The organism is Streptomyces sp. PL-29 (genome assembly GCF_058344425.1).
The window spans coordinates 1-22,811 of sequence record NZ_CP136996.1; the positions used below are offsets into that span (position 1 = coordinate 1).

A 22,811-nucleotide genomic window follows, 5' to 3' on the forward strand; every position below is an offset into this window, starting at 1 on the left:
GTCTGCTGGTCAGCCCTGGGTTCCGCCCTGGGTGTTGCCGTTACCGCCACCCTGCGTACCACCCTGGGTGTTGCCGGTGCCACCACCCTGCGTACCGCCCTGGGTGTTGCCGGTGCCGCCACCCTGGGTTCCACCCTGGGTGTTGCCGGTGCCACCACCCTGCGTACCGCCCTGAGTGTTGCCGGTGCCGCCACCCTGGGTTCCACCCTGGGTGTTGCCGGTGCCGCCACCCTGCGTACCGCCCTGAGTGTTGCCGGTGCCGCCACCCTGCGTACCGCCCTGGGTGTTGCCGGTGCCACCACCCTGGGTTCCACCCTGAGTGTTCCCGGTGCCACCACCCTGCGTACCACCCTGAGTGTTGCCATTGCCGCCACCCTGCGTACCGCCCTGAGTGTTGCCATTGCCGCCACCCTGCGTACCGCCCTGAGTGTTGCCATTGCCGCCACCCTGGGTTCCACCCTGAGTGTTGCCATTACCGGCGCCCTGCGTACCACCCTGGGTGTTGCCATTACCGATCTGGGTGCCACCAATGGTGTTGTTCGAACCGCCGATGATCGTGTTGTTGACGATGTTCGTTACGTTGTTGGTCACCTGGTTCACCACGGAGGGCGCCAGCCCGAGCTTCTTCGCTTCCGAAGCCGCTGCCTTTCGACCGATGGCGGCTGCCTGCTCCTTGGAGGCTCCGCCTCGCGCTGCCTGCTGGGCCGCGGCTGTGCCTCGTGCTGTTGCCACTGCGATGTCGGCCTTCGTGGAGGCGGATCCGGTCGGGGTGCATCGGACCGTGCCTACGGAGACCGGACCGCTGCCGGTGATTTCGACCCGGATGTCGCCCTTCGGTCCGGTGGCGGCGCGGGCGATGGTCTTCCCGTTGCGCTTGACGTCGTAGGTCTGCTTGAGGGCGAAGCCCTTGCCGCGGATCTCGCCGTTCTTCAGGCTGCACACCGCCGCCGCCGGGGCTGCGGTCGAAAGTGCGGAAGCCTGGGAAGCGAATGTCACTCCCGCCGTTCCGGCGAGTATCGCGGTGACACAGGACAGACCGGCAATGTTGGCGACGCGCTTCTTCCTCGACATTTAAATCTCCTTTGAATGGTCGACCCGGATTCCGAGTTTTTCTGCGAGCCGGGGATTCGGCTTGCCAGGTGCCTCAGTTCCGTTTACTGGCCGATCGGTTTATCTGTCTCCAGATTGCCGTTTTCGGGCGCGGGGAGAAAGCGACGGAGATTCGGGGCTTGACAATCTCGTATGAGGGTGGGTGGTCGTGTGGCGCCTGGCGGTGGGGGCTGGTAGCCCATGGTGTGCCTGGGGGCAGCTGCGGGGTGGACCGGGCCGCGCTCGGCGGTGCTTCCTCGCCCGTCGGGCTGGGTTTCGGGGCCTGGTACGGGTTCAGCCGTTGCCCGCCCCGACGTGGGTCGGGGCGGGCAACGGCTGAAGGGGACGGCACCACCTCGCAGAGAGAGCCTCTGCGAGGTGGTGCGTCTTTCGGCTGGCTTGGTCAGCCCTGCGTACCGCCCTGGGTGTTCCCATTGCCGCCACCCTGCGTACCGCCCTGGGTGTTCCCATTGCCGCCACCCTGCGTACCGCCCTGGGTGTTCCCGTTACCGCCACCCTGCGTACCGCCCTGGGTGTTCCCGTTACCGCCACCCTGCGTACCGCCCTGGGTGTTCCCGTTACCGCCACCCTGCGTACCGCCCTGGGTGTTCCCGTTACCGCCACCCTGCGTACCGCCCTGGGTGTTCCCGTTACCGCCACCCTGCGTACCGCCCTGGGTGTTCCCGTTACCGCCACCCTGCGTACCGCCCTGGGTGTTCCCGTTACCGCCACCCTGCGTACCGCCCTGGGTGTTCCCATTGCCGCCACCCTGCGTACCGCCCTGGGTGTTCCCATTGCCGCCACCCTGCGTACCGCCCTGGGTGTTCCCGTTACCGCCACCCTGCGTACCGCCCTGGGTGTTCCCGTTACCGCCACCCTGCGTACCGCCCTGGGTGTTCCCATTGCCGCCACCCTGCGTACCGCCCTGGGTGTTCCCATTGCCGCCACCCTGCGTACCGCCCTGGGTGTTCCCATTGCCGCCACCCTGCGTACCGCCCTGGGTGTTCCCGTTACCGCCACCCTGCGTACCGCCCTGGGTGTTCCCATTGCCGCCACCCTGCGTACCGCCCTGGGTGTTCCCATTGCCGCCACCCTGCGTACCGCCCTGGGTGTTCCCATTGCCGCCACCCTGCGTACCGCCCTGGGTGTTGCCGCCCTTGTTGCGCTTCTTCTTCTTGCCGTGGTGGTTGCCGTCGTGCTTCTTGTGGTCGTGCTTGCTGTGGCTGACGACGCTTTCCACCGATGTGGTGGGGGCCGCCATCGCGGAGGTCGAGGGGATGAGGATCCCGCCGGCGATGGCGGCGGCCGCCACGGCGGTCGCGAGGCGGAAACCTCGGCGCTTGCGGCGGGGCTGGGACGTCTCGAACTTACGGTTCATGGTTTTTCTCCTGATCGGAATTGGGCCCTGAAAGGGCCCGTCATTTCGCGGCCTCCGCGATGTGGGTTGTTTCCATCGCGTCCACGGCCTCTCCGGCTTTGCGACTTTCTGGCTTTCCGGTGGGGCCGCGTAACCAGTAAGCCCATTCACTGTGGCGGCGGTCATGTTCCGATAATTCGGGGCTTGACGTTTTCTCGTATGCGGGTTATTCGGAGAGCTTGGGGGATCCGGCCGACGGGTGTGGCCGTCCGGGGTGGCGCGAAAACGATCATCGGGGGCGTTGTCGGGGAGGGTGATCCCTATGCTGACGGGATGCTCGACATACCTCTTTCAGCGTTGGAAGTCGCGATGGTGCAGACGGGCACCCGCGCCGTGGACACCCTGCGGGACACCGCGGCTTTCGCTCAGGAGGTGGAGCGGCTGGGTTATCGCCGTCTGTGGTACGCGGAGCATCACCACTCCCCCGCGATCGGCGCGTTCCCGCCGGTCGTGCTGACGGCGCACGCGGCTGCCTCGACCTCGGTGATCCGTCTCGGTTCGGGCGGGGTGCTGGCCCCCAACCACGCGCCGATCATGCTGGCGGAACAGTTTGGGACGCTGGCCGCCTTGCATGAGGACCGTATCGATCTGGGTGTCGGGCGTGGTCCGGGCACGTTCGACGAGGGTGTCGCGCGGGCGCTTCGCCGTGGGGCGGGGCCGGCGTCGGACGCGGAGTACCGCGACGACGTGGCTGCGATCTTGTCGTTCCTGGTGGAGGAGGTCGCGCTCGGGCCGCTGCCGGAGCCGTGGCTGCTGGCTTCCAGTGTCGCGGGGGCCGCTCTCGCCGCGGCGCTCGGTCTGCCGGTGGCGATCGCGCATCACATTCGCCCGGACAACACCCTTGCGGCCGTGGAGGGTTACCGGGCGGCGTTCACCCCGTCGCGCTGGTGCGAGCGGCCCCGGGTGCTGCTGTGTGTGGAGACGGTGTGTGCGCCGACGCAGGAGGAGGCGGTGTGGCGGGCGGGTCCGATGAACGTCGTCAAGGCCGGGCTGTTGAAGGGGCTGAGCGAGGTGCCGTTCCCCACGCCGGCGCAGGCGGCGGTCCATCCGTTCACCGAGCAGGAGCGGCAGGCGCTGGACGGTTTCCGTGCGCAGCAGGCGGTCGGGGCGCCGGGGGTGGTGGTGGAGCGGCTCGCGCACCTGGCGGGTGAGACCGGGGCGGACGAGTTGATGCTGACCACGCCTGTCTACGACCTGCGTGACCGGGTCGGTTCGTATGAGTTGGTCAGGAAGTACTGGGGGCGACGGCGCCGTAGGGCGTGTCGGCGGGGCGGGGGTGGCGGGGTGTTTTCTCGTACGCCGGGACCGTTTCCGTAGGCGTGTGCGAAGGAGTGGCGGGGGTGGCTGTTACAGGGCCGTGCACCCGTTCGGCGTAGGGGTGTGGGTCGTGGCGGGTGCCGGGGCTTGGGCGGTGGGGGGCTGCTGCGCAGGCGTGTCACGGCGGGTGGCGAACTGTCGTGTTCAGGGCGTCAATCGGGGCTTGACGGTTGCCCGATACAAGGGAGGGTTACGGACATATCCGGATTGGGAAACGGGGGTCGGGCGGGCGGTGTCCGGGGGGCGCCGGGGGCCAGAGTGTGACTCCTCGGCCAGCGCCGGGATTTGTTTCAGGCCAGACCAGGCAGCACCCGTATGCGTATTCGTGTCCGTGTGTGCTGGTGCCGGTCGGGGCCGTTCGTCGACGTCGAAGGGGTTCTTCCTCCATGTCCGCTTCCCCCGCCATCCGCCGTATCCTCGCCGTTGTCCTGGCGGCCGGCACCCTTGCCGGAGCCGCCGCCGTGCCCGCCGCGGCGGACGACCACCGCCGCGACCACCACGGCCGTCACTCCGCCCTCGTCATCGGCGACGTCAGCCACGACAGCCCGGTTCGGGGCGACCGTTCCAACCGCGCCCTGAACCGTGAATGGGTCGAGATCAGGAACACCGGCCGGAGCGGCGTCAACCTCCGCGGCTACACCCTCACCGACCAGCAGGGCAACCGCTACCGCTTCCCCGACTTCCGTCTGGAGGGCCGCTCCGCCGTCAAGGTCCACACCGGACGGGGCCGCGACAGCCGCCACGACCTCTATCAGGGCCGCACCCGCCAGATCTGGGACGACCGCGACACCGCCACTCTGCGCGACCACCGCGGCGGTGTCGTCGACACCGAGTCCTGGGGCCGTCGCGGGCACCAGCACCGCGGCTGATCCCGGTCGGTGGTCGCCCCGACGGGGACGGTGACCGCCGGCCGCCCGGGGGCGGGGTGTCACGGCCGGGCGGGCCGTGACACCCCGCAGTCGTGCGCAGGTGGGTGGGTGCGGGTGCATTCGGGTGGCGGCGTGCCGTGTCGGGCTGGTGGCGGGGGGCCGGTTGGCGATGCTGGGCCGGGCGCGGCCCGGCGGGCGGCGCGTTCTCCCCTGTCCCACGATGTGTAGGAGTACGGCATGACGGCGGACGCGGTCGGGCGTTTTCTGGCGGCTTTGGAGCCGCTCCGGCGGGAGGCCGTGGCGGGCAGGCCGCGCGAGGAGCAGGAGCGGCTGGCGGCCGCGTGGGAGGAGGAGCTGGGTTCGGACGACGAGCTCGACACCCTCGACGAGTTGTCGCCGCCGGCGGCGGAGGCCGAGGCGGCCCGCCGGGTGATGGACCGCGAGGCCTGACCCGGCCACCGGGGCGGGTCTCGCGGCGAGGGGCGGGCCGGTCCCGGGCGGGCGGGCCTGCGGCCGGACCCGCTCGTGGTGCGTGGCTGCGGCAGGGGCAGGGGGCGCTGGCGGTGTCTTGGAGGGGCTGTGTGGGCCGGACGGTGGGAGGAGTCCGCGGTGGGGGTGGTCTGCCCTCCGGGCCCGGTCGGTGTGCGTCGAGCGGGCCGGGCGGGGGCTGGTGTGTGTGGGGGGGGGGGGGGTCAGCGGCGGTGGATGCGGTCGATGCCGTACCAGCGGGAGACGCAGGCGGCGACCCAATCCCGGCTGTAGGTGGTGGTGAAGAAGGGTTCGGCGAGGCTGGCGATGGGCAGCGGGCGGTAGCCGATGTCCGTGGCGCCTTGTGCCGCGGCGGTGCGGATGCGGGCGTTCTGGGCATCCCAGGCGATGGAGCGGGCCACCGTGGTGGTGGTGAGTTGCTGGAGGGCGGGGACGAGGGAGGCCAGGGGGGCCAGGGTGAGGCAGAGCGCGGCGGTGACGGCGGCTGCCGGGGTGCCGGGGCTGGTGGGGTGGCGGCGGGCGGCCAGGCGGGGGCCGGCCCAGGCGCCGAGCAGGACTCCGTAGCCGCACAGGGCCAGTTCCATGGGTAGCAGGTAGCTCGTCCAGGTGCGGGCGTACGTCCAGCCGGTGGGCCCGTATCCGCTGCGCAGGCCGACCGCGACGGCGAACGATCCCAGGATGACCACGGGCAGGGGGAGCAGGAGCAGGGCGGCCCGTGTCGCCCGCCCGGGCGGCGGCGGGATCAGGGGCGGGGATGAGGGCGGGGATGAGGACGGGGGTGAGGGGCGGGGTCGGGGGGTGCGGAGGGTGGCGGCGGCCAGGCCCAGGAGGAGGCCGGCGGCCGCGGCGGCGAGGTAGGCCCACTGGCTGGTGACGGTGTCCCACATGCGCAGCCAGTCCTCGTAGGTGGCCCGTAGTCCGCTCGCGGAGAGCAGTGGTTCTTTCTCGGGCTGTTGGGCGCGGCGCCAGCGGGCGCCGGGGGAGGTGTAGAGGACGGTGAGGCCGCACAGGAGGCCGGTGCACCACAGCAGGCACCAGGTGACGGGGCGCCAGGTGGTGGTCAGGCGTAGGCGGGGCAGGCACAGCAGGGCGGTCAGGGTGGCGGTCAGGCCGCTGACGAGGGCGAAGGGTTCGCTGAGGGTGCCGAGGGCGAAGCCGATGAGGAGGGCGCCGGTGAGGCCGGCGGTGCGGACGGCGCGGCGGGGGTGGTTGATGGTGGCCAGGGCCAGCAGGAGGGCCCACAGGCCGATGACGCCGGGCAGGGTGTGGGAGATGGTGGCGGGTGCCCACAGCAGGACCTGGTAGCTGCGGGTGCCCGCGTAGTAGAGGAGGGCCTGGAGGGTCAGGGCGCAGGCGGTCAGGAGCAGCAGGGGTGGGGTGCGGCCGAGGGCGTGCAGGAGGCGGCGGCCGAGGAGGACCAGGGCGGCGGTGAGCAGGACGGTGATGAGGGTGGGGAGGATTTTGGTGCCGGCCGGTCCGCCGCTGTAGAGGAGGCCGCTGAGGAAGGCGTTGGTGATGCGGCCGTTCTGGGTGGTGTAGAAGTCGGCGGTGATACCGAGGATGCCCAGGTCGCGGGTTTTCCAGGCGGCGCACCAGTCGTCGGAGGCGGGGCGGGTGTAGAGGCCGAGGAAGCATCCGACAGCGACGAGGGCTCCGGCGGCGGCGAGGAGGGTCGCGGCGGCGGGCAGGGCGACGCGTCGGAGCGGGTGGGGGTGGGAGTGGGTTCTTGGGCCGGTGCGGGAGGAGGGGGGCAGGTGTTCTTCCTCGTCCTCGGCCGCCACGGTACTCATGGGTCTCCCCTTCGCAGTGGGGCCCCTCGGGAGGGGCGGCCGGTGCGCCCCGCCGGCTGTGGTGATCACACGGCCCGCGAACACCCATGATGTGCACGGTTTGCCGTGTGCGGCATCCGGGCGGGGCGGGTGGGGGTGCGGGCTACTCACCCGGGCGGCGGGGTTGTGGTGGCGGGGCGGGTGGTGGTCTTCGAGGATGGGCCGCAGGGGCGGGCTGGTGCGCCCGGTGTGCGGGGGCGTGGTGTGCGGGGCGTGGGTGTGGCGGAGGGAGTGGCGGTGCCCGGTGTCCTTGGCTGCTGGGCGGTGGTCGCGGCGGCGCTCGCGGGTACGGCTTTCCCGGTGTGTGGTGCGGGGGGTCATGCGCCGCTGTCGCGGTTCACGGCTCCCACCGTGGGTGTGCTGTCCAATGTGGCTGCCGCCGAGGGGGTTTCGGCCGCGCGGGCCGCCGGTGCCCGGTATGTGGAGGGCAGCAATGTGCTGCGGCTGGCGTCGGGGCGGTGGTTGTATCTGCCGGCGGGGCGGTCGGCGTCGGTGGTGGTCGCGGCCGGGGACGGGCGGGCGTTGCGGCAGATCGGGCAGAGCCGGGCCTGGCTGGCCTCCGGGCGGATTCCGGGCAGGTCCGCGGCCGAGCGGGCGGCGGCCGGGCGGGCGCTGTTGGCGATGCGGGCGCTGTTGCGGCCGAACGGGGCGATGGCGGCGGGGTGGAGTCCGGGCTGGATGTATGCGTGGCCGCGGGATTCGAGTTTCGCGTGTGCCGCGTTCGCGCACACCGGGCATGACGCGGAGGCCTTCCGGATCCTGCGGCACAGTGCCGCCACCCAGCGTGCGGACGGCAGCTGGGAGGCGCGTACGAAGCTGGACGGTTCGGGTCCGCCGGACGGCCGGCGGTGGCAGCTCGATGCCAACGGCTGGGTGCCGTGGGCGGCGTGGCAGTGGTATCGGGCGGCGCCGGCGCAGGGGCGTCGGGAGCGGCTGATGGCCCTGTATCCGATGATCGTCAGGGCGGCCGACCGTGCGGCGGGTTCGCTGGGGGCGGACGGGCTGCCTCCGGCGTCCGCGGACTACTGGGAGTTGATGACGGCCACGGCGAACATCGGTACGGCGGCTCCGTTGCTGGCCGGGCTGAACGCGTCGGCGGACCTGGCGCGGGAGGCGGGCCGGCCGCAGGATGCGGTGCGGTGGGCGCGGGCGGCGCGGCGACTGTCGGCGGGGATCGCGAAGCGGTTCCTGCCGCTGGGCTATCAGCGGACCGTCGACGGGCGGCACGGGCGTGACAGTGCGGTGGCGTTCATGGCGCCGCCGTTCAATACGGCGGCCGCGGGTGTGCCGGCGGCGCTGGATGCGACCTATCGGGCGCTGCTGCTGCCCAACGGGGGGCTGACCCCGGGTGATGACCCGGGGGCTCCGTGGGGGCCCGTGGCGTGGACGCCCAGTACGGCGTTCTTCGCACTGGCGTGGGCCGCGGAGGGCCGGCCGGCGAAGGCGGGGCCGGTGCTGGAGTGGGTGCTGTCGAAACGGAACGCGCTGGGAGAGCTGCCGGAAAAGGTGGACAAGGAGGGCCGGCCGGCGTCGGTGGCACCACTGGCGTGGACGGCATCGATCGTGCTGCTGTCGCTGGTGGCGCTCGAAGCCGGCGAGATGGCGGCCCCGCCGCTGCAGCGGTAGGAGAGCAGACACGCAGGCCCCCGGCAGTCGGGGGCGGTGTGGAGGTTTCCCGGGGCGGACGTCTGGCGGGGCGGGGGCGGACACTTCCCGGGGCGGGGCGGCAGCGCAGGCGCCTGTGCGGCGGCCACCACCCGCTGCGCCTGCGCCTGCGGCTGCGGCTCGGGCTGGGACTGGGGCTGGGACTGGGGCTGGGACTGGGAGTTGTGGTCCTGGGGGCTGAGAGGACGTTAAGTCCGTTCTTCCTCGGTTCGTGATCGCTCGATCGTGGTACTGATCGCCATGCCGGACACCTGCTAGACATGTCCATGCTGAGATGCGGGCCATGGAGAGAAAGCCGTACCCCAGCGACTTATCGGACGAGCAGTGGGCGTTGATCCAGCCGATGATCGCGGCCTGGAAGCAGGACCGGGTGGCACGGTCGGCGACCGGTGATCCCGGGTCCTGCGACCTGCGGGAAGTCGTGAACGCGATCTTCTACCAGAACCGGACGGGCTGCCAGTGGCGCTACCTGCCGCATGACCTGCCGGCCTGGTCGGCGGTGTTCTACTACTTCACGCTGTGGCGCCAGGACGGCCTCGACCAGCGCATCCAGGAACTCCTGCGCTGCCAGGTGAGGGAGAGAGCCCGCCGATTAGAGGACCCGTCCCTCGTGATCATCGACACCCAGTCCGTCCGCGCCGCGGCGGGTGTCCCGAAGACCACGACGGGGCTGGACGCGCACAAGAGGATGTCGGGCCGCAAGCGGGGACTGGCCCGTCGACGTCCTGGGGCTGGTCATCGGCGTTGTCGTGCTGGACGCCTCCGCCCATGACAACGCCGCCGGCACCGCCCTGCTCGACCAGGCCGCCGAGCGGTGCGGCAACCGCCTGGAGAAAGCCCTGGTGGACCAGGGCTTCAAGGACGAGGTCCTCATCCACGGCGCACTGCTGGACATCGACGTCGAGATCGTCCGCCGAAACCCCGCTGACCAGGGCAAAGGCTTCATTCCGCAGCCCAAGCGGTGGATCGTGGAGCAGGTCAACGGCACGTTGATGCTGCACCGCCGCCTCGCCCGTGAGTACGACCACCGGCCCGACAACTCCGCCTCACGCGTCTACTGGGCCTCGATCGCGAACATGGCCCGCCGCCTCACCACACCGTCTCCGGCCTGGCGCGACACCCTCGGGCTGGCCGCGTGAACGTCGCCGAGCTCCTGGCCGGCCTCCAGGCCCAGCACGACGAGACCACCGCCCGGGCCGCTGAACTACGCGACCAGATCCAGCACTTGACCGCCGCCCTGGCCGAGGCCGAAGCGCGACTCGCGGACCTGGCCACCACCGCCAAGGTCATCGCCGAACTTGCACCCGCTGGAGGTGACCCAGGCCCACCCGAGACGAACACCGCCTACCAGGCCATCGTGAACGCCTTCAACCAGCACCCCGACCAGGTCTTCCGAGCCCGTGAGCTGCACGAACTCCTCGACATGCCCACCGACGAGGCATCCGTCAACATCACCCGCAGCCGCCTCGGACGCCTCACCCGCCAAGGCTTCCTCACCCAGCCCGGACGAGGCTGCTACCAGAAACGGACTTAACGTCCTCTCAGAGCGCGAGGAGACCACCGATGCCGACTGACAACTCCTACCTCATCGTCGCCGCGGCCCACCGGCGTGCCGCGGCAACCCGACGACGTGCGGTCATCGTCCTGCGGCGAATGGACGCCACCGGCACCGCCATCACCTTCGAGACCGTCGCCCGCGAAGCGGGCGTCTCCCGGTCCTGGCTCTACAACCAGCCGGACCTCAGGGCCGAGATCGAACGCCTGCGAGCCCGGCACCGCGCCCCCGCGACCCGGCCAGTTCCTGACCGCCAACGGGCCTCCGACCTCTCCCTGCTTCGGCGCCTGGAGGCCGCCACCACGCGCAACCGGCAGCTGGAAGCAGAAAACCGGCAGCTTCGGGAAGCTCTCGCCCTCGCACTCGGCGAACGCCGCACTGCCGACGTCCGAAGCGTGCACGTCACGACGGACCCACCAGTTCCCAGAGCGATCGGACCCAGAGCTCGATGATTTGTCCCGTGACAACACCTGCCTCCACGGCCAAGACGCCGGCGAGGAAATGTGGTCGACGATGGTGAGCAGATACGGCAGCATCCGGGCAGGTTCGATGACGAGGAGCACGGTGATCACCCAGGGCGTGAAGATCACGACGCTATGCGCAGCCTGCGGCGGCGTGCTGATACGCGACACCGGCCAGTTCATCGACCGAGGAAGGCTGTGGTGGGGAACGGAGGGGGCCTGCCAGAGCTGCCCCGTCGCCTGGTGCGAGCAGGACAGCGGCGGCGCGACTCCCGAGGAGATCCGCCAGGCGCTCTTGACGGAACACGGGCCTGCCCGACTCCGGCTGATCGAACCCGAAGCGAGCCGAGTGACCGTCCTCCGCGTTCTGCGAGAAGTACACGAGCTGTCTCTGGCACAAGCACGAGCGATGGCAGAGGAGCTGAGAACGACCGGGTTGGTGGGCACTCTCGTCGAGATGGAGCTCATAGCAGCCCAACTTCGGCACCGCTCAGTAGCAGTGACCGTCGAGACGTCACCCAGCTGACCGACACGACGGACGACATACCGAACGAGACAATCTCCGGCCCTGGAACGGCCTCTCGTTTCGCGGCGTCGAGGACACTGTCCACATCGCATCGGCCCAGGTCCGGGCCTTCCCCATCGAGCAAGCTCAAGATAATGCCAGCAAGCGGCACATCGTGGTCGACCCCTCGGCCTACTGCTCGTCCTGGTCACCGCAGCGGACATCGGAGATCGCGCCGCCGCGAAGGCACTGCTCGCTGAGGTGGCCGGCACCCACCACCAGCTGGAACTCGTCTGGGCCGACGGCTGCTACACCGGCAGCCTCGTCGAGCACTGCCTGACCGCGTTCGCCCCCTGGTCCTGGCGATCGTCAAACGCAGCGACGACACGCGCGGCTTCGTGGTGCTGCCCAAGCGGTGAATCGTCGAGCGGCTCTTCGCCCACCTGATGCGAAGCCGCCGCCTGGTGCGCGACTTCGAACGATCCACGACCAGCGCCGAGGCAATGATCATGTGGTCGATGAGCATGATCATGACCCGTCGCCTTACCCGCTCACGTTCCGCGCGAGGGTGAACCGGCCCGGCTGCCGCTCGGCCAGCCCCGCCACCAGACGCCTCGCCTTCGACCGCAGCGCCTCCATCTTTGACGGCACCGCGTCCAGGCCGAACAAGACCGCCATCTCCTGGCAGGTCAGCGGCCCTTGATGAAGGCGATGCCGGTCCGCGAGGGCCTGCAGGATGCGCTGGTAGTCCATCGACGGCACGGACGCGTCCAGCCCCTCGCGCCACATCGGCACCTGCGCCTTCGGCTTCGCTGCCATCGACGCCGACGATGCCTCCGCCGCCTGCCCCTGCGCCGGCCTCGCCGGTTCGGTCCGTGCGTGATCTGCGGTTTCGTCCACCGGACCCAGCACCTCGCCGACCCGCGAGCGGGCGATCACCCACTCCTTCCATACCCGCTCGGCCACGGCCAACTCGGCCTCGACGCGGTCGGCCTCCTCCCGCAGCTCGTCCACACGACGGCGAGCACCCAGCTCACGCTGCTCGAGCAACCCCACGACCGAAGACATCCGGCCTCCCCAGGCACGACGACACGACAAGCCACCCCTCCCACGAGAGCACCGAACCTATGCCTGACCAGCGAAAACACCGGTCTCAGGTTCGGTACGACAACACCTACTGACGTCGGCACCGTTGTCTCCTCGGCCGCCGATCTGCCTGGGTCCGGGGTGCTGATGCTGCTACCGATTGGCGGGACTGGCTGCGTCGGCTGGCTGCTCGGACTGCGGCCGGCCGGCGACGGCGCGGCGGCGAGCACCTGACGGTCACAGCACCGCGCACGCACAGTGCGCGGTGCCGGCTGAGGTTGCGGGGAACCGGAACGGATCATGCACCGCTGCGCCAGGCCCTGCTCAGCACTGTCTGAGTCCCGCGGCGGTCGGGGCTTCTTGCAACGCGGTGCCTGTGACCCAGCCGAGGCCCCCTGACTTCAGCCGGAGTTGCACCCATATGCCGCCCGTGGAGCCGTGACCGTCGGTGGTTTCACCGTAGCGGTAGCAGGCTGCCGGGTACCGGCCTCCCACTGCCACGGAGCTCACCTTGGGGCTGGTGGACGAGGGGGACTTGCGGACCGCTGCATTCGCGAGCGCGGTCACGAGGGTTGTACCCGGGCCATTGGTCGGCGAGGAGGACAGAGGAGGTGGGGAGGACGATACCGTCCCGGACGGGCTCGGGCCCGGTGCCAGGGTGAGCGTCACGGTGGTGCCCGGGGCAACTTGCTCGTCCGCGGCCGGGTCCTGGCCGAGGACCGTACCGGGGGCGGCATTGCCGGACGCTCCGTCGTTCGTCTGTACCCGCAGCCCCTGGTCCTCGAGGATCTGCGTCGCCTCCTGGGCCGACCTGCCCTTCACTGCGGGAACGCGAATTTCAGGCATCCGGGTGCTGGGGTCCTTCCCATCGCTGGGGTCCTCCGGCAGTGCTTCGTCCTGCGCACCGTCCGTCCCGACACGCCGTTTGAGGCCCGCGTCCTTCTCCTCGATGTCGACCAGTTCGTACGTCGTGACCGGCTGCTTCTCCGCCACGGGTTCGACCTTGACGACCTTCCTGGGATCGTACGCCTTCCACTTCTTTCCGTTGCCCCTACCGTTTCCGTCGAACGTCACGTCGGCGCTGTCGACGTCGTGCTCGAAAGTACGGAGCGGGTTGCCGCAGCTGCACTGCACGACCGGCTTGCCGTAGGTGTCGACCAGGACGGCGATGCCCGCCTCCAGCAGGGCGTCGAAGCCGACCGCCTCGCCCTCCTCGTAGTCGTGGTTCTTCACGAGGGTGTCGTTGCGCAGCACCACAGGCGTGAGCTTCTCCACGAATGCTTCGATCCGGTCAACGTCAATGTCCAGCGTCTTGGCCCACTGGACTGCTTTCTGGCGGTTCCCCGGATTCTTCAGGAAGCGGACGAGTTTGTTCTTGTCGCAGCTCTTGCTGTTCCGCGATCCTCCGTACAGGCCGGGCTGGTTGCCCTTCTTCGCTCCGCCCTCAAGGGCTAGGGTCTTGCCGACCGGGGCATCTGTCCCCAGGTTGAGGGCCGCCTCGAAGAACGGCGCGGCGGTCGGAACGCCCCGGGCCACCGCCCGTACGGCGACCTTGACTCCCTGGGATGCGATCTTGGCACAGCCCGTGGTGATGACTGCTAGGCCAACGAGGATCGCCGCGAGGGCGACAGCCCTGCGCCTGATCACCTGTGGATGTTTCATGTCAATTCCTCCTCAATGGATGTCGGTCCGTATGGCAGTCGGGGTTGCCGGCAGCCGGCACGCTGCGGGTCACGGGGCAGGCAGAGGCAGCGCGGGTTTCGTCCGGTACGACGCCGCGGAGCGGGGTGTCCCCTTCTTGTGCGGGCAGCCCGATCGCCAGGCACAGGCGGGCCGGACAGAGTCGGGAGCACGACGGCCAAGGAGGTCACAAGACATCGATGCGATCGAGCGCGCATGACGGTTCTCCTCCCCCATACTGGTTTCGCTGTGGTGGCGAAATCTCCTTCGCGCGGCTGCTCCGCGCTGCGCATGGCCGTCCCTGTCAAGCGCAAGGACGGCACAGGGCAGACCGGGCGGCCTGTGCGCACCGATTGATGCATCCGGTGCGTGGAAGATCGGTGCCGGTTCCGTCACGGCCGGGGCATCGCTGCTGATGAAGCCCTGCAATGGCTTTTTCCGGTCCGGTCCGGTCCGGATACTGCGGTCTGCTGGGGGCTGGGCATGGCAGAGGCGGATCCGACACCACGACGGGTGTTCGCCGACCGACTGAGCGAGCTGCTCGCACAAACGGCCGATCTTCCGATCAAGAGTGCTGTGGCCGAAGCCAACCGGCGCCGGCCCGCCGGGCGGGGCCGGCCGATTTCGGGACGCCGGGTCAGCGACTGGAAGCAGGGACGGCACCTGCCCGAGTCGGAGGCAGCGTTCCTGATTCTGGTCCGGGTGCTGCTCGAGCACCGCCGCGGCCGGCAGATCCCTGCCGATGGGGTCAGCGCAGGACTTCTGGACGAAGAGCAGTGGCGGCGGTGGCTGCGTTCCGCCCGCACTTCCCCGCCCGACTCCGGGCCACGGGCCCAGAAGTCACCCGGGCAGGATCAGCGGGCCGAGCAGGTGGCGCCCGGCCCAGTGTCGGCGGGAACCCGGCCAGACCGTCTGGCCAGTGCCCATCCGCAATCGTGGCGAACCCTCGGTCCAGCCGGGGTTGCCGACCGGATGGACGTCAGTCAGAAGCTGCCCGGTGAGATGCATGCCGACAGCGGCGGTCCGAGCAGAGCGTCGGGGGCATCCCTGCCTCCACTGGACCGTGGCAGGCAGGACCTCGTCCTACGCGGCTGCAGGATGCTACCGGGGTGGGAAGACTTCGTCGGGCGCGCAAGTGAACTCGGGTTTCTGAGAGAGCGGATCGAAGGCGCGGCGCGCGGCAGCGGATCCGTCGTGCTGCTTGCGGGCCCGGCAGGCGTCGGCAAGAGCACCCTTGCGGCCGAGGTGCTGCGCCGCCACGCCGATTCCGCAAGCTTCACCGTCGCACGGGGCCATTGCCCCCGGGATGCGGTAGCGCCACCGCTATGGCCCTGGCAACAAGCGCTGCGCCTTGCGGGGGTCACCCCTGCGGTACCGGCGCAGCGTACGGGGCCACCGCCGGGAGCCGCGTCCGCGGCCGGACGGCAGCTGTGGCCTGTGACAGAGCCGGTCAATGCGCGGGCAGCGAGGTTTCAGGAGCTGGCCCGGTTATGCGAGTCGCTGGCCATGGCAGCCTCCAGACGCTCCCTGCTCATCGTGCTGGAGGATCTGCACTGGGCCGACACCGCCAGCCTTGACCTGCTGTGGCAGGTGGCCGAAAAGGCGGCCGAGTGCGGACTGTTCGTGCTCGGCACCTTCCGGCAACCCGGGCCCGAGGAAGCCGCTGGGGCGCTGGCGAACCTGGGCCGCTACGCTGCCACACTCCGTCTGGTCCCGTTCACCCGGGAGGAGGTCGCCCAGTGCGTCGGCGAGACGGACGCGGCGGAAGCGTACCGGCGTACCGGTGGGCTGCCGCTGCTCGTTTCAGCACTGCGCACGCACGCGGGCGACCTCCATACCATCGTCAGCGGGCTGCTGACCGGGCTCACCGCTGAGCAGCGGGAAGTCATGGACGCCGCAGCCGTGCTCGGCGAACGGCCGGACACGGCTCAGCTCTCCGCGGTGCTGCCGAAGTTGGGCGAGACCGTCATCGCCCGAGCACTGGAGGCGGCCTGGCACGCCGGTGTCCTGACCGTGGTGGAAACCACCGACGCTGGACGCATCTACCGCTTCACTCACGATCTGGTACGCGACGAGATGCTCGGCCGAACCGCCCCAGCCGTCGCCCGTGCCTTGCACAGAGCCGCCGCTCAGGCACTGGAAAGGACCGGGGACCCCACCGAGGCGGCACGCATCGCCGCGCACTGGCGACGGGCCGGTAAGGAGCCCGGCCACCGTGCCGCCGCCGCGCACTGGTCCCGGATCGCCGCGGATCAGGCCTGTGAACGGCACGCCTACGCCGATGCCGCCCGGCACCTGTCGGACGCCGCCGCCGTACTCGTCCCGACGGACCCGCAGCGCGCACCGGCGCTCATCGAGCTGGCCCGCGCCGAGTTCCTTGCCGGGCTCTACGACGCCAGCCTGCGCCACTGCACCGAAGCGGCCGACTCGGCGAACGCGACCAACCAGCCTGCCCTGCTCGCCGAGGTCGCCTTGGTACTCCAGGGCGTCACATTCCCGCAGGCCTCCCAGGCGATCAGCCAACTGTGCGAGGCGGCGCTGGCCGTCGAGGACATGCCGAGCGCCGTACGGGCTCGGCTGCTCGCGCAGCTCGCCACTGCTTCGGCCGATCTCGGCTCGCCCGACACGGCGGCCAGGCATGCCCGAGCCGCCCTCGGTCTGGCCAGGGCCACCGGTGACTTGCGTGCCGAACTCGACGCGGCCCGGGCCATGGAGATGACCTTGGCCCATCCGGACGACACAGCCGGACGCTTGCGCCTGGGTGAGCAGTCCGTGTCCCGCGCCGAGCAGCTCGGCGACCCGCTCGCCGCGGTGCTCGGCCACGAGTGGCGTATCCAGGCTGGCTACATGATGGGTCTCCTGGAACTGGTGGACGACGCGATTGGCGGCATCGAGGCGATCGCGGACCGTTCTCCGCTCCCGCTCGCCCGCTGGCATCTGCTGCGCGTCAGCGCCGCACGCGCTGCGCTGAAAGGACAGTTCGCCACCGCCCGCCGCTGCAATGCGGACGCCGCCAAGATCGCCGAGGCCAGCGGAGACAAGACGGCGATCAGGATGAACTACGTGCTGTGCCTGCAACTGGCCCTGATTCGCGGGGACCCCGCAGAACTACCCAGGGAGATGTGGCGTGACCTCGACCGCGCTCCGAGAAGCCCGCTCATCCTGTCCGCGCGGGCGCGGGCGCTGTTCCTTGCAGGGCGACTGAACGAGGCGCGGGGGATGTACTCCCAACTGCGCCCGGTGCTACCGATCCCGATGACGAACCCGACGTGGCCAGCGGTGCTGCTGCACCTAGTCGACCTCATTGAACTGGTCGGCGATGCTGAAGCTGCGCAGCTGGTGTATGACCAGCTCGTGCTGTTCCGGCGGTACCCGGGAGCGCTCGGCACGCCCACAGCCTACTTCTCCGGTACGGTCAGTCGTGAACTCGGCCGTCTGGCCCTGGCCGCCGGCAGCCCGGAGAAGGCCGAGAAGCTGCTACGCGAGGCACTGGTCCGCAACCAGGCCCTCGGCGCCTGGCCATACGTGGCGCTGACCTGCCTGGACCTCGCAGTCGTCCAACGCGACCGGGGTGTCCTGACAGAGGCGGCAGCCCTCGCCGGGAAGGCGCTGGCGATCGCCGATCGGCTGAGCCAGCCCGGCCCCTCCGCCGCTGCCGTAGACCTCATCGGCGACATCACTGCCCTGCGGGTCAACACCACCCGCTCACGGCGGGAACCGGGAGAAGGCCGTTGAGGACCAGGCGGCAGTCATGCTCGACTCCGGCGTCGAGCGCCACCGGCGTGGAAGATCAGGCCTCCTCCCGGAGTGCCGGTGCCAAGACGGCGGCAGCTTCGGCGCCGGGCAGAGCGCCGATCGCAGCCCGACCGCGTCGGTGAGGTACTCCAGGCGCTCCAGCGAGAGGTGCGGAGAGACCGGTCCTGCACCAGGCGGGGCGCAGACACCGCCGCGAGGAGCTTCTCATGATGTGCTCTCCGCTTCGACACCGAGATCCGCCGCATCGTCTGCACCACCAACGCGATCGAAACGCCAGGATCCGGCGCGCGGTCAAGGCCCGCGGATACTTCCCGAACGAGACCGCCGCCCTGAAACGCGTCTACACGGCGATCATGTCGCTCGACCCCACCGGCCGTGGTCAGGCCCGCTGAACCATGCGCCGGAAGACCGCGCTGAACGCCTTCGGCATCACCTTCGACGGCCGCCTCTCCGCAGCACGCCAGTAACCCGGACCACCCTCGTTACACGTTCGACTGACAGACCCTACGCCGGGGGTCAGACGCGGCCCCGTGGACGGCACGCATCCTCCATCGGCACTACGACGTGCTGGCCCTGCAGGGTCCACACGGGTTGCATTCCACCGGTGAGTCGCTGTCAGTGCCCGCTCATACGCTGTCAGCCGGCGCAGGCGCGCCGGAGCCTGGATGCCTTCATGGCAGGACAGCTGACGTATGAACAGCGGATCGCTTTGATCAACAAGTGGAAGAGCCACCGGATGCTTCCGAACAGCTCCGGCTGGAACGCGCCGAGCGCATGGTGAAACAGGCGGTGCTCCGACACGAGCCGTTCGAGGAGCTCGACATCACCGTGGCGTCGAAGGGCTCGTATCCCAACAACACCAACGTCCGCGGTGACAGCGACGTCGACATTACGGTGAAGCTCAACGACCCCTTCCACACGGAGGGGCTGGCGGCATGATGGTTTGGGCAGCAGTCCAGTCACGCGGGGCCGTGGACCCGGCAGAAGCTCCGCCGAGAGCGCCGACCACCACAACGCACCAACGACCGCATCCACACCTGAGCCCGTCCGTCTGCGCCCTCAGCGCGACCCCGGTTTGCCTCGTCCACGGCCGGACCGACGCCCACCAGGGAGCCGTACAGCACCCTCCCCAGCTCCCGGAACACGGGCCCAGCCACCCACCTCCTCCGGTAACAGCGGCGGGGCCGGGCCCGCCCGGCGGGACAACCCCAGAAACACGCTCCCTCCCCAGCCGCCTGAGCGGCCGGCGGCGGCGCCAGTCGGCGCACCTATCGCGGGCTCCGGGTCGGCGGCGTGTTCCGGGCGTTGTACTGCGAGACCCGCTCGGCGACGTCGCGGCAGTCGGCCGACGCCTACCGGCCCACCGGGAAAGGCCGCGTCGAATGCCAGGTCCTCATCGTCCGCGACCACGTCCTGTCCGGCCGGGCCTTCTCCTCCGTCGAGGAGAAGGACGCGGCCTTCGCCGCCTGGGTGCCGCAGCGGCGGGCCCAGATCCACAAGACGCACCGGGAGGTCATCGGCGAACGGGCGGCCCGTGACCACGCGGCTCTCAAGCCGCTGCCGCCCACCCCCTATCTGGTGGTCGAACGGCATCTGCGGCCGGTCGGCAAGGACTGCCTGGTCGCCTTCGGCGGCAACCTCTACTCGGTGCCCGCCCGCCGAGTCCGCCCCCGCCAGCTGGTCGAGATCCGGGCCACGAAGTCAAAGATCATGGTGCACTCGACCGCCGCGGACGCCAGCGGCGAGACGCTGCTGGCCATGCACCCTCGGGCGGTCGGCCGCGGCGTCCGGGTCGTCGAGGAGACCCACTGGGACGGCCTGCCCACCGGCAAGGGCCGCCGCACCACCACCGGCGACGTCCCCCAGCCCCGGCGCGAACGTCCTCTGGGCGAGGAGGCCGGACTGTTGCAGGCCCTGCTGAACCGGGCTGCCGCCACCCGCATCGAGGTCGGCCGCCGTCCACTGTCGGTCTATGACGAACTGACCGGCACCCGTCCCTTCACCACCCACCCGAGCACGAGGGAAATGTCTTGAGCGAGCTGGTCTCCACCCGCATCCGCAACACGGCCGACAAGCTCGGCCTGCCCCACCTGACCGAGACCATCAGCGAGTACATCCGGCGGGCTGACGAGGGCAAGATGGGCTATCTCGACTTCCTCGATCTGGTGCTGTCTGAGGAACTTGCCGTCCGCGACGACCGCCGCTTCCGCCAGGGCCTGCGGCTGTCCCGGCTGCCCCACCACAAGACTCTGGACGAGTACGACTTCTCCTTCCAGCCCGACCTCGACCCGCGCAAGGTCAAAGACCTCGCCACCCTGTCGTTCGTCGAGGCCAAGGCGAACGCCGCCCTGCTGGGGCCGCCCGGGGTGGGCAAGACGCATATCGCTGTCGCCCTAGCGGTCGCGGCCTGCCGGGCCGGCTACTCGATCTACTTCACCAGCCTCGACGACATGGTCCGCCACCTCAAAGCCGCCGAGGCCGCCGGCCGGCTGACCAGTAAGCTCGGCACCTACCTGCGGCCCAGCGTCCTCGTCGTCGATGAAGTCGGATACCAGCCGCTGGAACGAGCCGAGGCGAACTTGGTCTTCCAGGTGATCTCGAAGCGCTACGAGAAGGGCTCGATCATCCTGACCTCAAACAAGACCTTCAGTGAATGGGGACAGGTGTTCGGCGACAAGGTCCTGGCCACCGCCATCCTCGACCGCCTCCTGCACCACTGCGAAGTGATCTCCATCAACGGCCCCAGCTACCGCCTGAAGAACCGCCTCAAGGCCATCGAGCGAGAGACCGAAGTCGCTTAAGCGCTGCCGCCCAAAGACTACGCGGCACGCTCTAGTGGCGGCGGGCCAGCAAGTGGGCGTCGAGGAAACCCCGGTCGGAGGCCGGGTCGTGGAGCAGCCGGGCGAACGTGGTGAGCCCGGCCTCGGCCAGCAACTCGGCGAACCGGTCCGCCGGCCAGCTATAGGCGGGCGTTACCTTGTGGTCGAAGCGGACCGGCTCCGGTCCGTCGGTCGCAAAGAACGAGACCAGCAGCAGGCCGCCCGGCGCAAGGACACGCACCTGCTCGGCGAGCAGCGCAGGCAATTCTTCAGGCGGGGTATGGATCATCGAGTAGTGGGCCAGCACGCCGCCGAGCGCGCCGTCCTCGACCGGCAGGTCCTCCATCCGCGCCTCGTCGAACCGCAGCGCAGGATGCGCCCGCCGGGCGTGGTCGACCATGCCCGGAGAGAGGTCGAGCCCGAAGGCGTCCAGCCCCAGGTCGTGCAGCATGGCCGTCAGATGTCCCGGGCCGCACCCGACGTCCGCTGCCCGCGGGTTCCCCGTCCCGCGCACCATCTCGGCAAAGGTGCCGATCATGTTCCGCGAGAACGGCTGCGTCTCCAACCGATTAGCGAACAGCGACGCATACAGCTCGACGACCCCGTCGTAGGCCGCCCTGGTGTCGTCCTGGTGCTCCATCACGGGAAGCGAAGCTAACATCCGCGCACGTTCGCAGCTTCTCCGGCCCCGTGCCGGGGACAGGCCCTAACAGCTCTGCACATTACCGGCTCTGTCGGGGATCTTGTGACGTACCCAGTCTGAACTGGGCATCTACCGGGTGTGCGGTTCAGGGGGTTTGGGACGGTTGCTACCGCATTTAGCCGGTGTGGTTGTCGAGTCGATCGAGCGTGCGGCCGGTACGGTCACGTTCTGCGCGCACTCCGCAGGGCCGACGGCAAGGTGCCCAAGGTGCGGGGTGGTGTCGTGGCGTGTGCACGGCCGGTACGCGCGCCGGCTCGCTGACGCGCCCCTGGGTGGAGCCTCGACGGTGGTCGAACTCGTGGTGCGCCGGTTCAAGTGCCTCAATCCGCAGTGTCCGGCGGTGACGTTCGTCGAGCAGGTCGAGGGGTTGACCAGCCCGCATGCCCGGTACACGCCGGTGCTGAGCACACTGCTCACTTCGATCGCGGCATGTCTGGCGGCTCGGCCGGGTGCGCGGCTCGCGGCCGCGCTGAGCATCCGCGTCGCCAAGTACAAACTCCTTGAACTTCTCCGTGCGTTGCCGGAGTTGCCGCAGGCCAGCGTGCGCGTCCTTGGGGTCGACGACTTCGCGCTGCGCAAGAACGACTCCTACGCCACGATCCTGGTGGACCTGGAAGAACGGCGCCCGGTCGATGTGCTGCCGGGCCGGGACGCCGAGCCGCTGGCCACCTGGCTGCGCGACCACCCCGAGGTCGAAGTGATCTGCCGCGACCGGGCCGGTGCCTACGCCGAAGGCGCCCGCAGCGGGGCGGTAACTGATGGGCTGGCGGGATTTCGTACCGGACTCGTGGGAGGACGGGGCCGAGGATCTGGCCGAGGACCTCGGCGATGTGATCGAGTCGGGCGGCGACAAGCTCGCTGGCGTGGCGGAAGAGGTCGGTCTCGACGAGGCGGGCGACTGGGTCCGTGACAAGAGCCGCTCGGCCGCCAACCAGCTCGGTGCGGACGTTGCGGAGCTGGAGCTCGGGCAGACCGAGGACCCGAACAAACTGGTTTACGGCAGCGTCTCCAAGATCCGCGCGCAGGTCTCGCACCTGAACGACTTCAAGTCCTCCTTCACCCTAGTCGGAAACGGCCTGAAGGGCCTGGAAGGCGACGGGCTGAAGGGAGCGTCGGCGGACGCGTTCCGGGAGGCGTTGGCTAAGGAGCCGCCGCGCTGGTTCAAGGCGGCCGAGGCCTTCGGTAAGGCCGCCGACGCGATGGGCCGCTTCGCGGAGACCGTCGAGTGGGCGCAGCGCCAGGCCAGGGAGGCCCTGGCGGAGTACAAGCACGCCCAGAAGGTCTCGCAGGACGCGCGCACCGCCTACAACAAGTCGATCATCGACTACAAGACGGCGGTGAGGGCCGGGAAGGACACGCTGCCGCCGCGGCCGTCGGACGATTTCACCGACCCTGCCGGCCCGCTGTTCAAGGCGGCCGAGGACAAGCTCAAGACCGCGCGCACGCAGCGCAACGATGTCGCGGAGACGGCCAGTACGGCGGTCCGCGCGGCCCGCGACGCGGCCCCGCCCAAGCCCTCGTACTCGGAGCAGTTCGGTGACGGCATGGACTACCTGGAGCTCGCGGAGACC

The 22,811-nt window shown here is 70.0% G+C and carries 18 protein-coding genes and 3 pseudogenes; 15 read left to right on the top strand and 6 right to left on the bottom strand.

What is annotated here, in order from left to right; all coding sequences use genetic code 11:
- Window positions 1-9 precede the first annotated feature (9 nt).
- Both R4Z63_RS00005 and R4Z63_RS00010 read right to left on the bottom strand, forming a co-directional pair.
- Entirely contained in the window at window positions 10-1,071 is a 1,062-nt protein-coding gene (locus R4Z63_RS00005) for a hypothetical protein (protein WP_384454635.1), read from the bottom strand.
- 421 nt (window positions 1,072-1,492) lie between these two features.
- Window positions 1,493-2,467 (bottom strand): hypothetical protein, encoded by a 975-nt coding sequence (locus R4Z63_RS00010; RefSeq protein ID WP_491522497.1) that lies wholly within the window; start codon window positions 2,465-2,467, stop codon window positions 1,493-1,495.
- Window positions 2,468-2,779: 312 nt separating this feature from the next.
- Here R4Z63_RS00010 and R4Z63_RS00015 point away from each other — a divergent pair, with 312 nt between their 5' ends.
- The 3 genes from R4Z63_RS00015 to R4Z63_RS00025 all read left to right on the top strand — a co-directional run bounded on the left by R4Z63_RS00015 (window position 2,780) and on the right by R4Z63_RS00025 (window position 5,142).
- Window positions 2,780-3,823 carry an MsnO8 family LLM class oxidoreductase gene (locus tag R4Z63_RS00015; protein WP_491522498.1) on the top strand — a complete coding sequence of 348 codons (1,044 nt, stop codon included), beginning with the start codon at window positions 2,780-2,782 and terminating at the stop codon, window positions 3,821-3,823.
- Window positions 3,824-4,209: 386 nt separating this feature from the next.
- On the top strand, window positions 4,210-4,692 hold the full coding sequence (locus tag R4Z63_RS00020) for a lamin tail domain-containing protein (protein WP_384454626.1): 483 nt from the start codon (window positions 4,210-4,212) through the stop codon (window positions 4,690-4,692).
- 237 nt (window positions 4,693-4,929) lie between these two features.
- A complete protein-coding gene (locus tag R4Z63_RS00025) occupies window positions 4,930-5,142 on the top strand; it encodes a hypothetical protein (RefSeq protein WP_037930439.1) in 213 nt (70 codons plus the stop codon).
- A gap of 242 nt (window positions 5,143-5,384) precedes the next feature.
- Here R4Z63_RS00025 and R4Z63_RS00030 read toward each other — a convergent pair whose 3' ends face one another.
- Entirely contained in the window at window positions 5,385-6,971 is a 1,587-nt protein-coding gene (locus R4Z63_RS00030) for a DUF6056 family protein (RefSeq protein WP_384454623.1), read from the bottom strand.
- 180 nt (window positions 6,972-7,151) lie between these two features.
- On the opposite strand from R4Z63_RS00030, the gene R4Z63_RS00035 reads away from it, so the two are divergent.
- The 5 genes and pseudogenes from R4Z63_RS00035 to R4Z63_RS00055 all read left to right on the top strand — a co-directional run bounded on the left by R4Z63_RS00035 (window position 7,152) and on the right by R4Z63_RS00055 (window position 11,217).
- Complete coding sequence (locus tag R4Z63_RS00035; RefSeq protein ID WP_491522499.1) at window positions 7,152-8,636, top strand: glycoside hydrolase family 15 protein; 1,485 nt, start codon at window positions 7,152-7,154, stop codon at window positions 8,634-8,636.
- 322 nt (window positions 8,637-8,958) lie between these two features.
- Window positions 8,959-9,814 (top strand): annotated as a pseudogene (locus tag R4Z63_RS00040) (IS5 family transposase).
- Complete coding sequence (locus R4Z63_RS00045; RefSeq protein WP_384456663.1) at window positions 9,811-10,209, top strand: hypothetical protein; 399 nt, start codon at window positions 9,811-9,813, stop codon at window positions 10,207-10,209. The pseudogene R4Z63_RS00040 and the gene R4Z63_RS00045 overlap by 4 nt, the downstream one beginning before the upstream one ends.
- Before the next feature lie 29 nt (window positions 10,210-10,238).
- Window positions 10,239-10,682, top strand: coding sequence for a DUF6262 family protein (locus R4Z63_RS00050; protein ID WP_384452328.1), 444 nt, complete (start codon window positions 10,239-10,241; stop codon window positions 10,680-10,682).
- A 61-nt stretch (window positions 10,683-10,743) separates the two neighbouring features.
- Window positions 10,744-11,217, top strand: coding sequence for a hypothetical protein (locus R4Z63_RS00055; protein ID WP_384452324.1), 474 nt, complete (start codon window positions 10,744-10,746; stop codon window positions 11,215-11,217).
- Window positions 11,218-11,739: 522 nt separating this feature from the next.
- On the opposite strand, the gene R4Z63_RS00060 is transcribed toward R4Z63_RS00055, so the two are convergent.
- Together R4Z63_RS00060 and R4Z63_RS00065 are read right to left on the bottom strand one after the other, a co-directional pair.
- Window positions 11,740-12,264 (bottom strand): hypothetical protein, encoded by a 525-nt coding sequence (locus R4Z63_RS00060; protein WP_384452321.1) that lies wholly within the window; start codon window positions 12,262-12,264, stop codon window positions 11,740-11,742.
- Window positions 12,265-12,606: 342 nt separating this feature from the next.
- Window positions 12,607-13,944: a DUF6777 domain-containing protein gene (locus R4Z63_RS00065; RefSeq protein WP_078557196.1), complete on the bottom strand. Its 1,338-nt coding sequence runs from the start codon at window positions 13,942-13,944 to the stop codon at window positions 12,607-12,609.
- Window positions 13,945-14,445: 501 nt separating this feature from the next.
- Here R4Z63_RS00065 and R4Z63_RS00070 point away from each other — a divergent pair.
- The 5 genes and pseudogenes from R4Z63_RS00070 to istB all read left to right on the top strand — a co-directional run bounded on the left by R4Z63_RS00070 (window position 14,446) and on the right by istB (window position 20,519).
- Entirely contained in the window at window positions 14,446-17,697 is a 3,252-nt protein-coding gene (locus R4Z63_RS00070; protein WP_384452317.1) for an ATP-binding protein, read from the top strand.
- 237 nt (window positions 17,698-17,934) lie between these two features.
- A pseudogene (locus tag R4Z63_RS00075) lies at window positions 17,935-18,185 on the top strand (transposase); the annotation flags it as partial.
- Window positions 18,186-18,438: 253 nt separating this feature from the next.
- Entirely contained in the window at window positions 18,439-18,657 is a 219-nt protein-coding gene (locus tag R4Z63_RS00080; RefSeq protein ID WP_384452314.1) for a nucleotidyltransferase family protein, read from the top strand.
- 354 nt (window positions 18,658-19,011) lie between these two features.
- Window positions 19,012-19,752 carry a Mu transposase domain-containing protein gene (locus R4Z63_RS00085; protein ID WP_491522500.1) on the top strand — a complete coding sequence of 247 codons (741 nt, stop codon included), beginning with the start codon at window positions 19,012-19,014 and terminating at the stop codon, window positions 19,750-19,752.
- The gene (istB, locus tag R4Z63_RS00090; RefSeq protein WP_384452311.1) at window positions 19,749-20,519 is read left to right on the top strand and encodes an IS21-like element helper ATPase IstB; all 771 of its coding nucleotides are present in this window, start codon (window positions 19,749-19,751) and stop codon (window positions 20,517-20,519) included. Before R4Z63_RS00085 ends, istB begins: the two co-directional genes overlap by 4 nt.
- Window positions 20,520-20,550: 31 nt before the next feature.
- Here istB and R4Z63_RS00095 read toward each other — a convergent pair whose 3' ends face one another.
- Window positions 20,551-21,180, bottom strand: coding sequence for a class I SAM-dependent methyltransferase (locus R4Z63_RS00095; RefSeq protein ID WP_384452308.1), 630 nt, complete (start codon window positions 21,178-21,180; stop codon window positions 20,551-20,553).
- A gap of 184 nt (window positions 21,181-21,364) precedes the next feature.
- Between R4Z63_RS00095 and R4Z63_RS00100 the strand changes: the two genes are divergently transcribed.
- The gene (locus R4Z63_RS00100) at window positions 21,365-22,150 is read left to right on the top strand and encodes a transposase family protein (protein WP_384827205.1); all 786 of its coding nucleotides are present in this window, start codon (window positions 21,365-21,367) and stop codon (window positions 22,148-22,150) included.
- A pseudogene (locus tag R4Z63_RS00105) lies at window positions 22,071-22,697 on the top strand (putative T7SS-secreted protein); the annotation flags it as partial. The gene R4Z63_RS00100 and the pseudogene R4Z63_RS00105, both read left to right, overlap by 80 nt.
- Window positions 22,698-22,811: the final 114 nt, after the last annotated feature.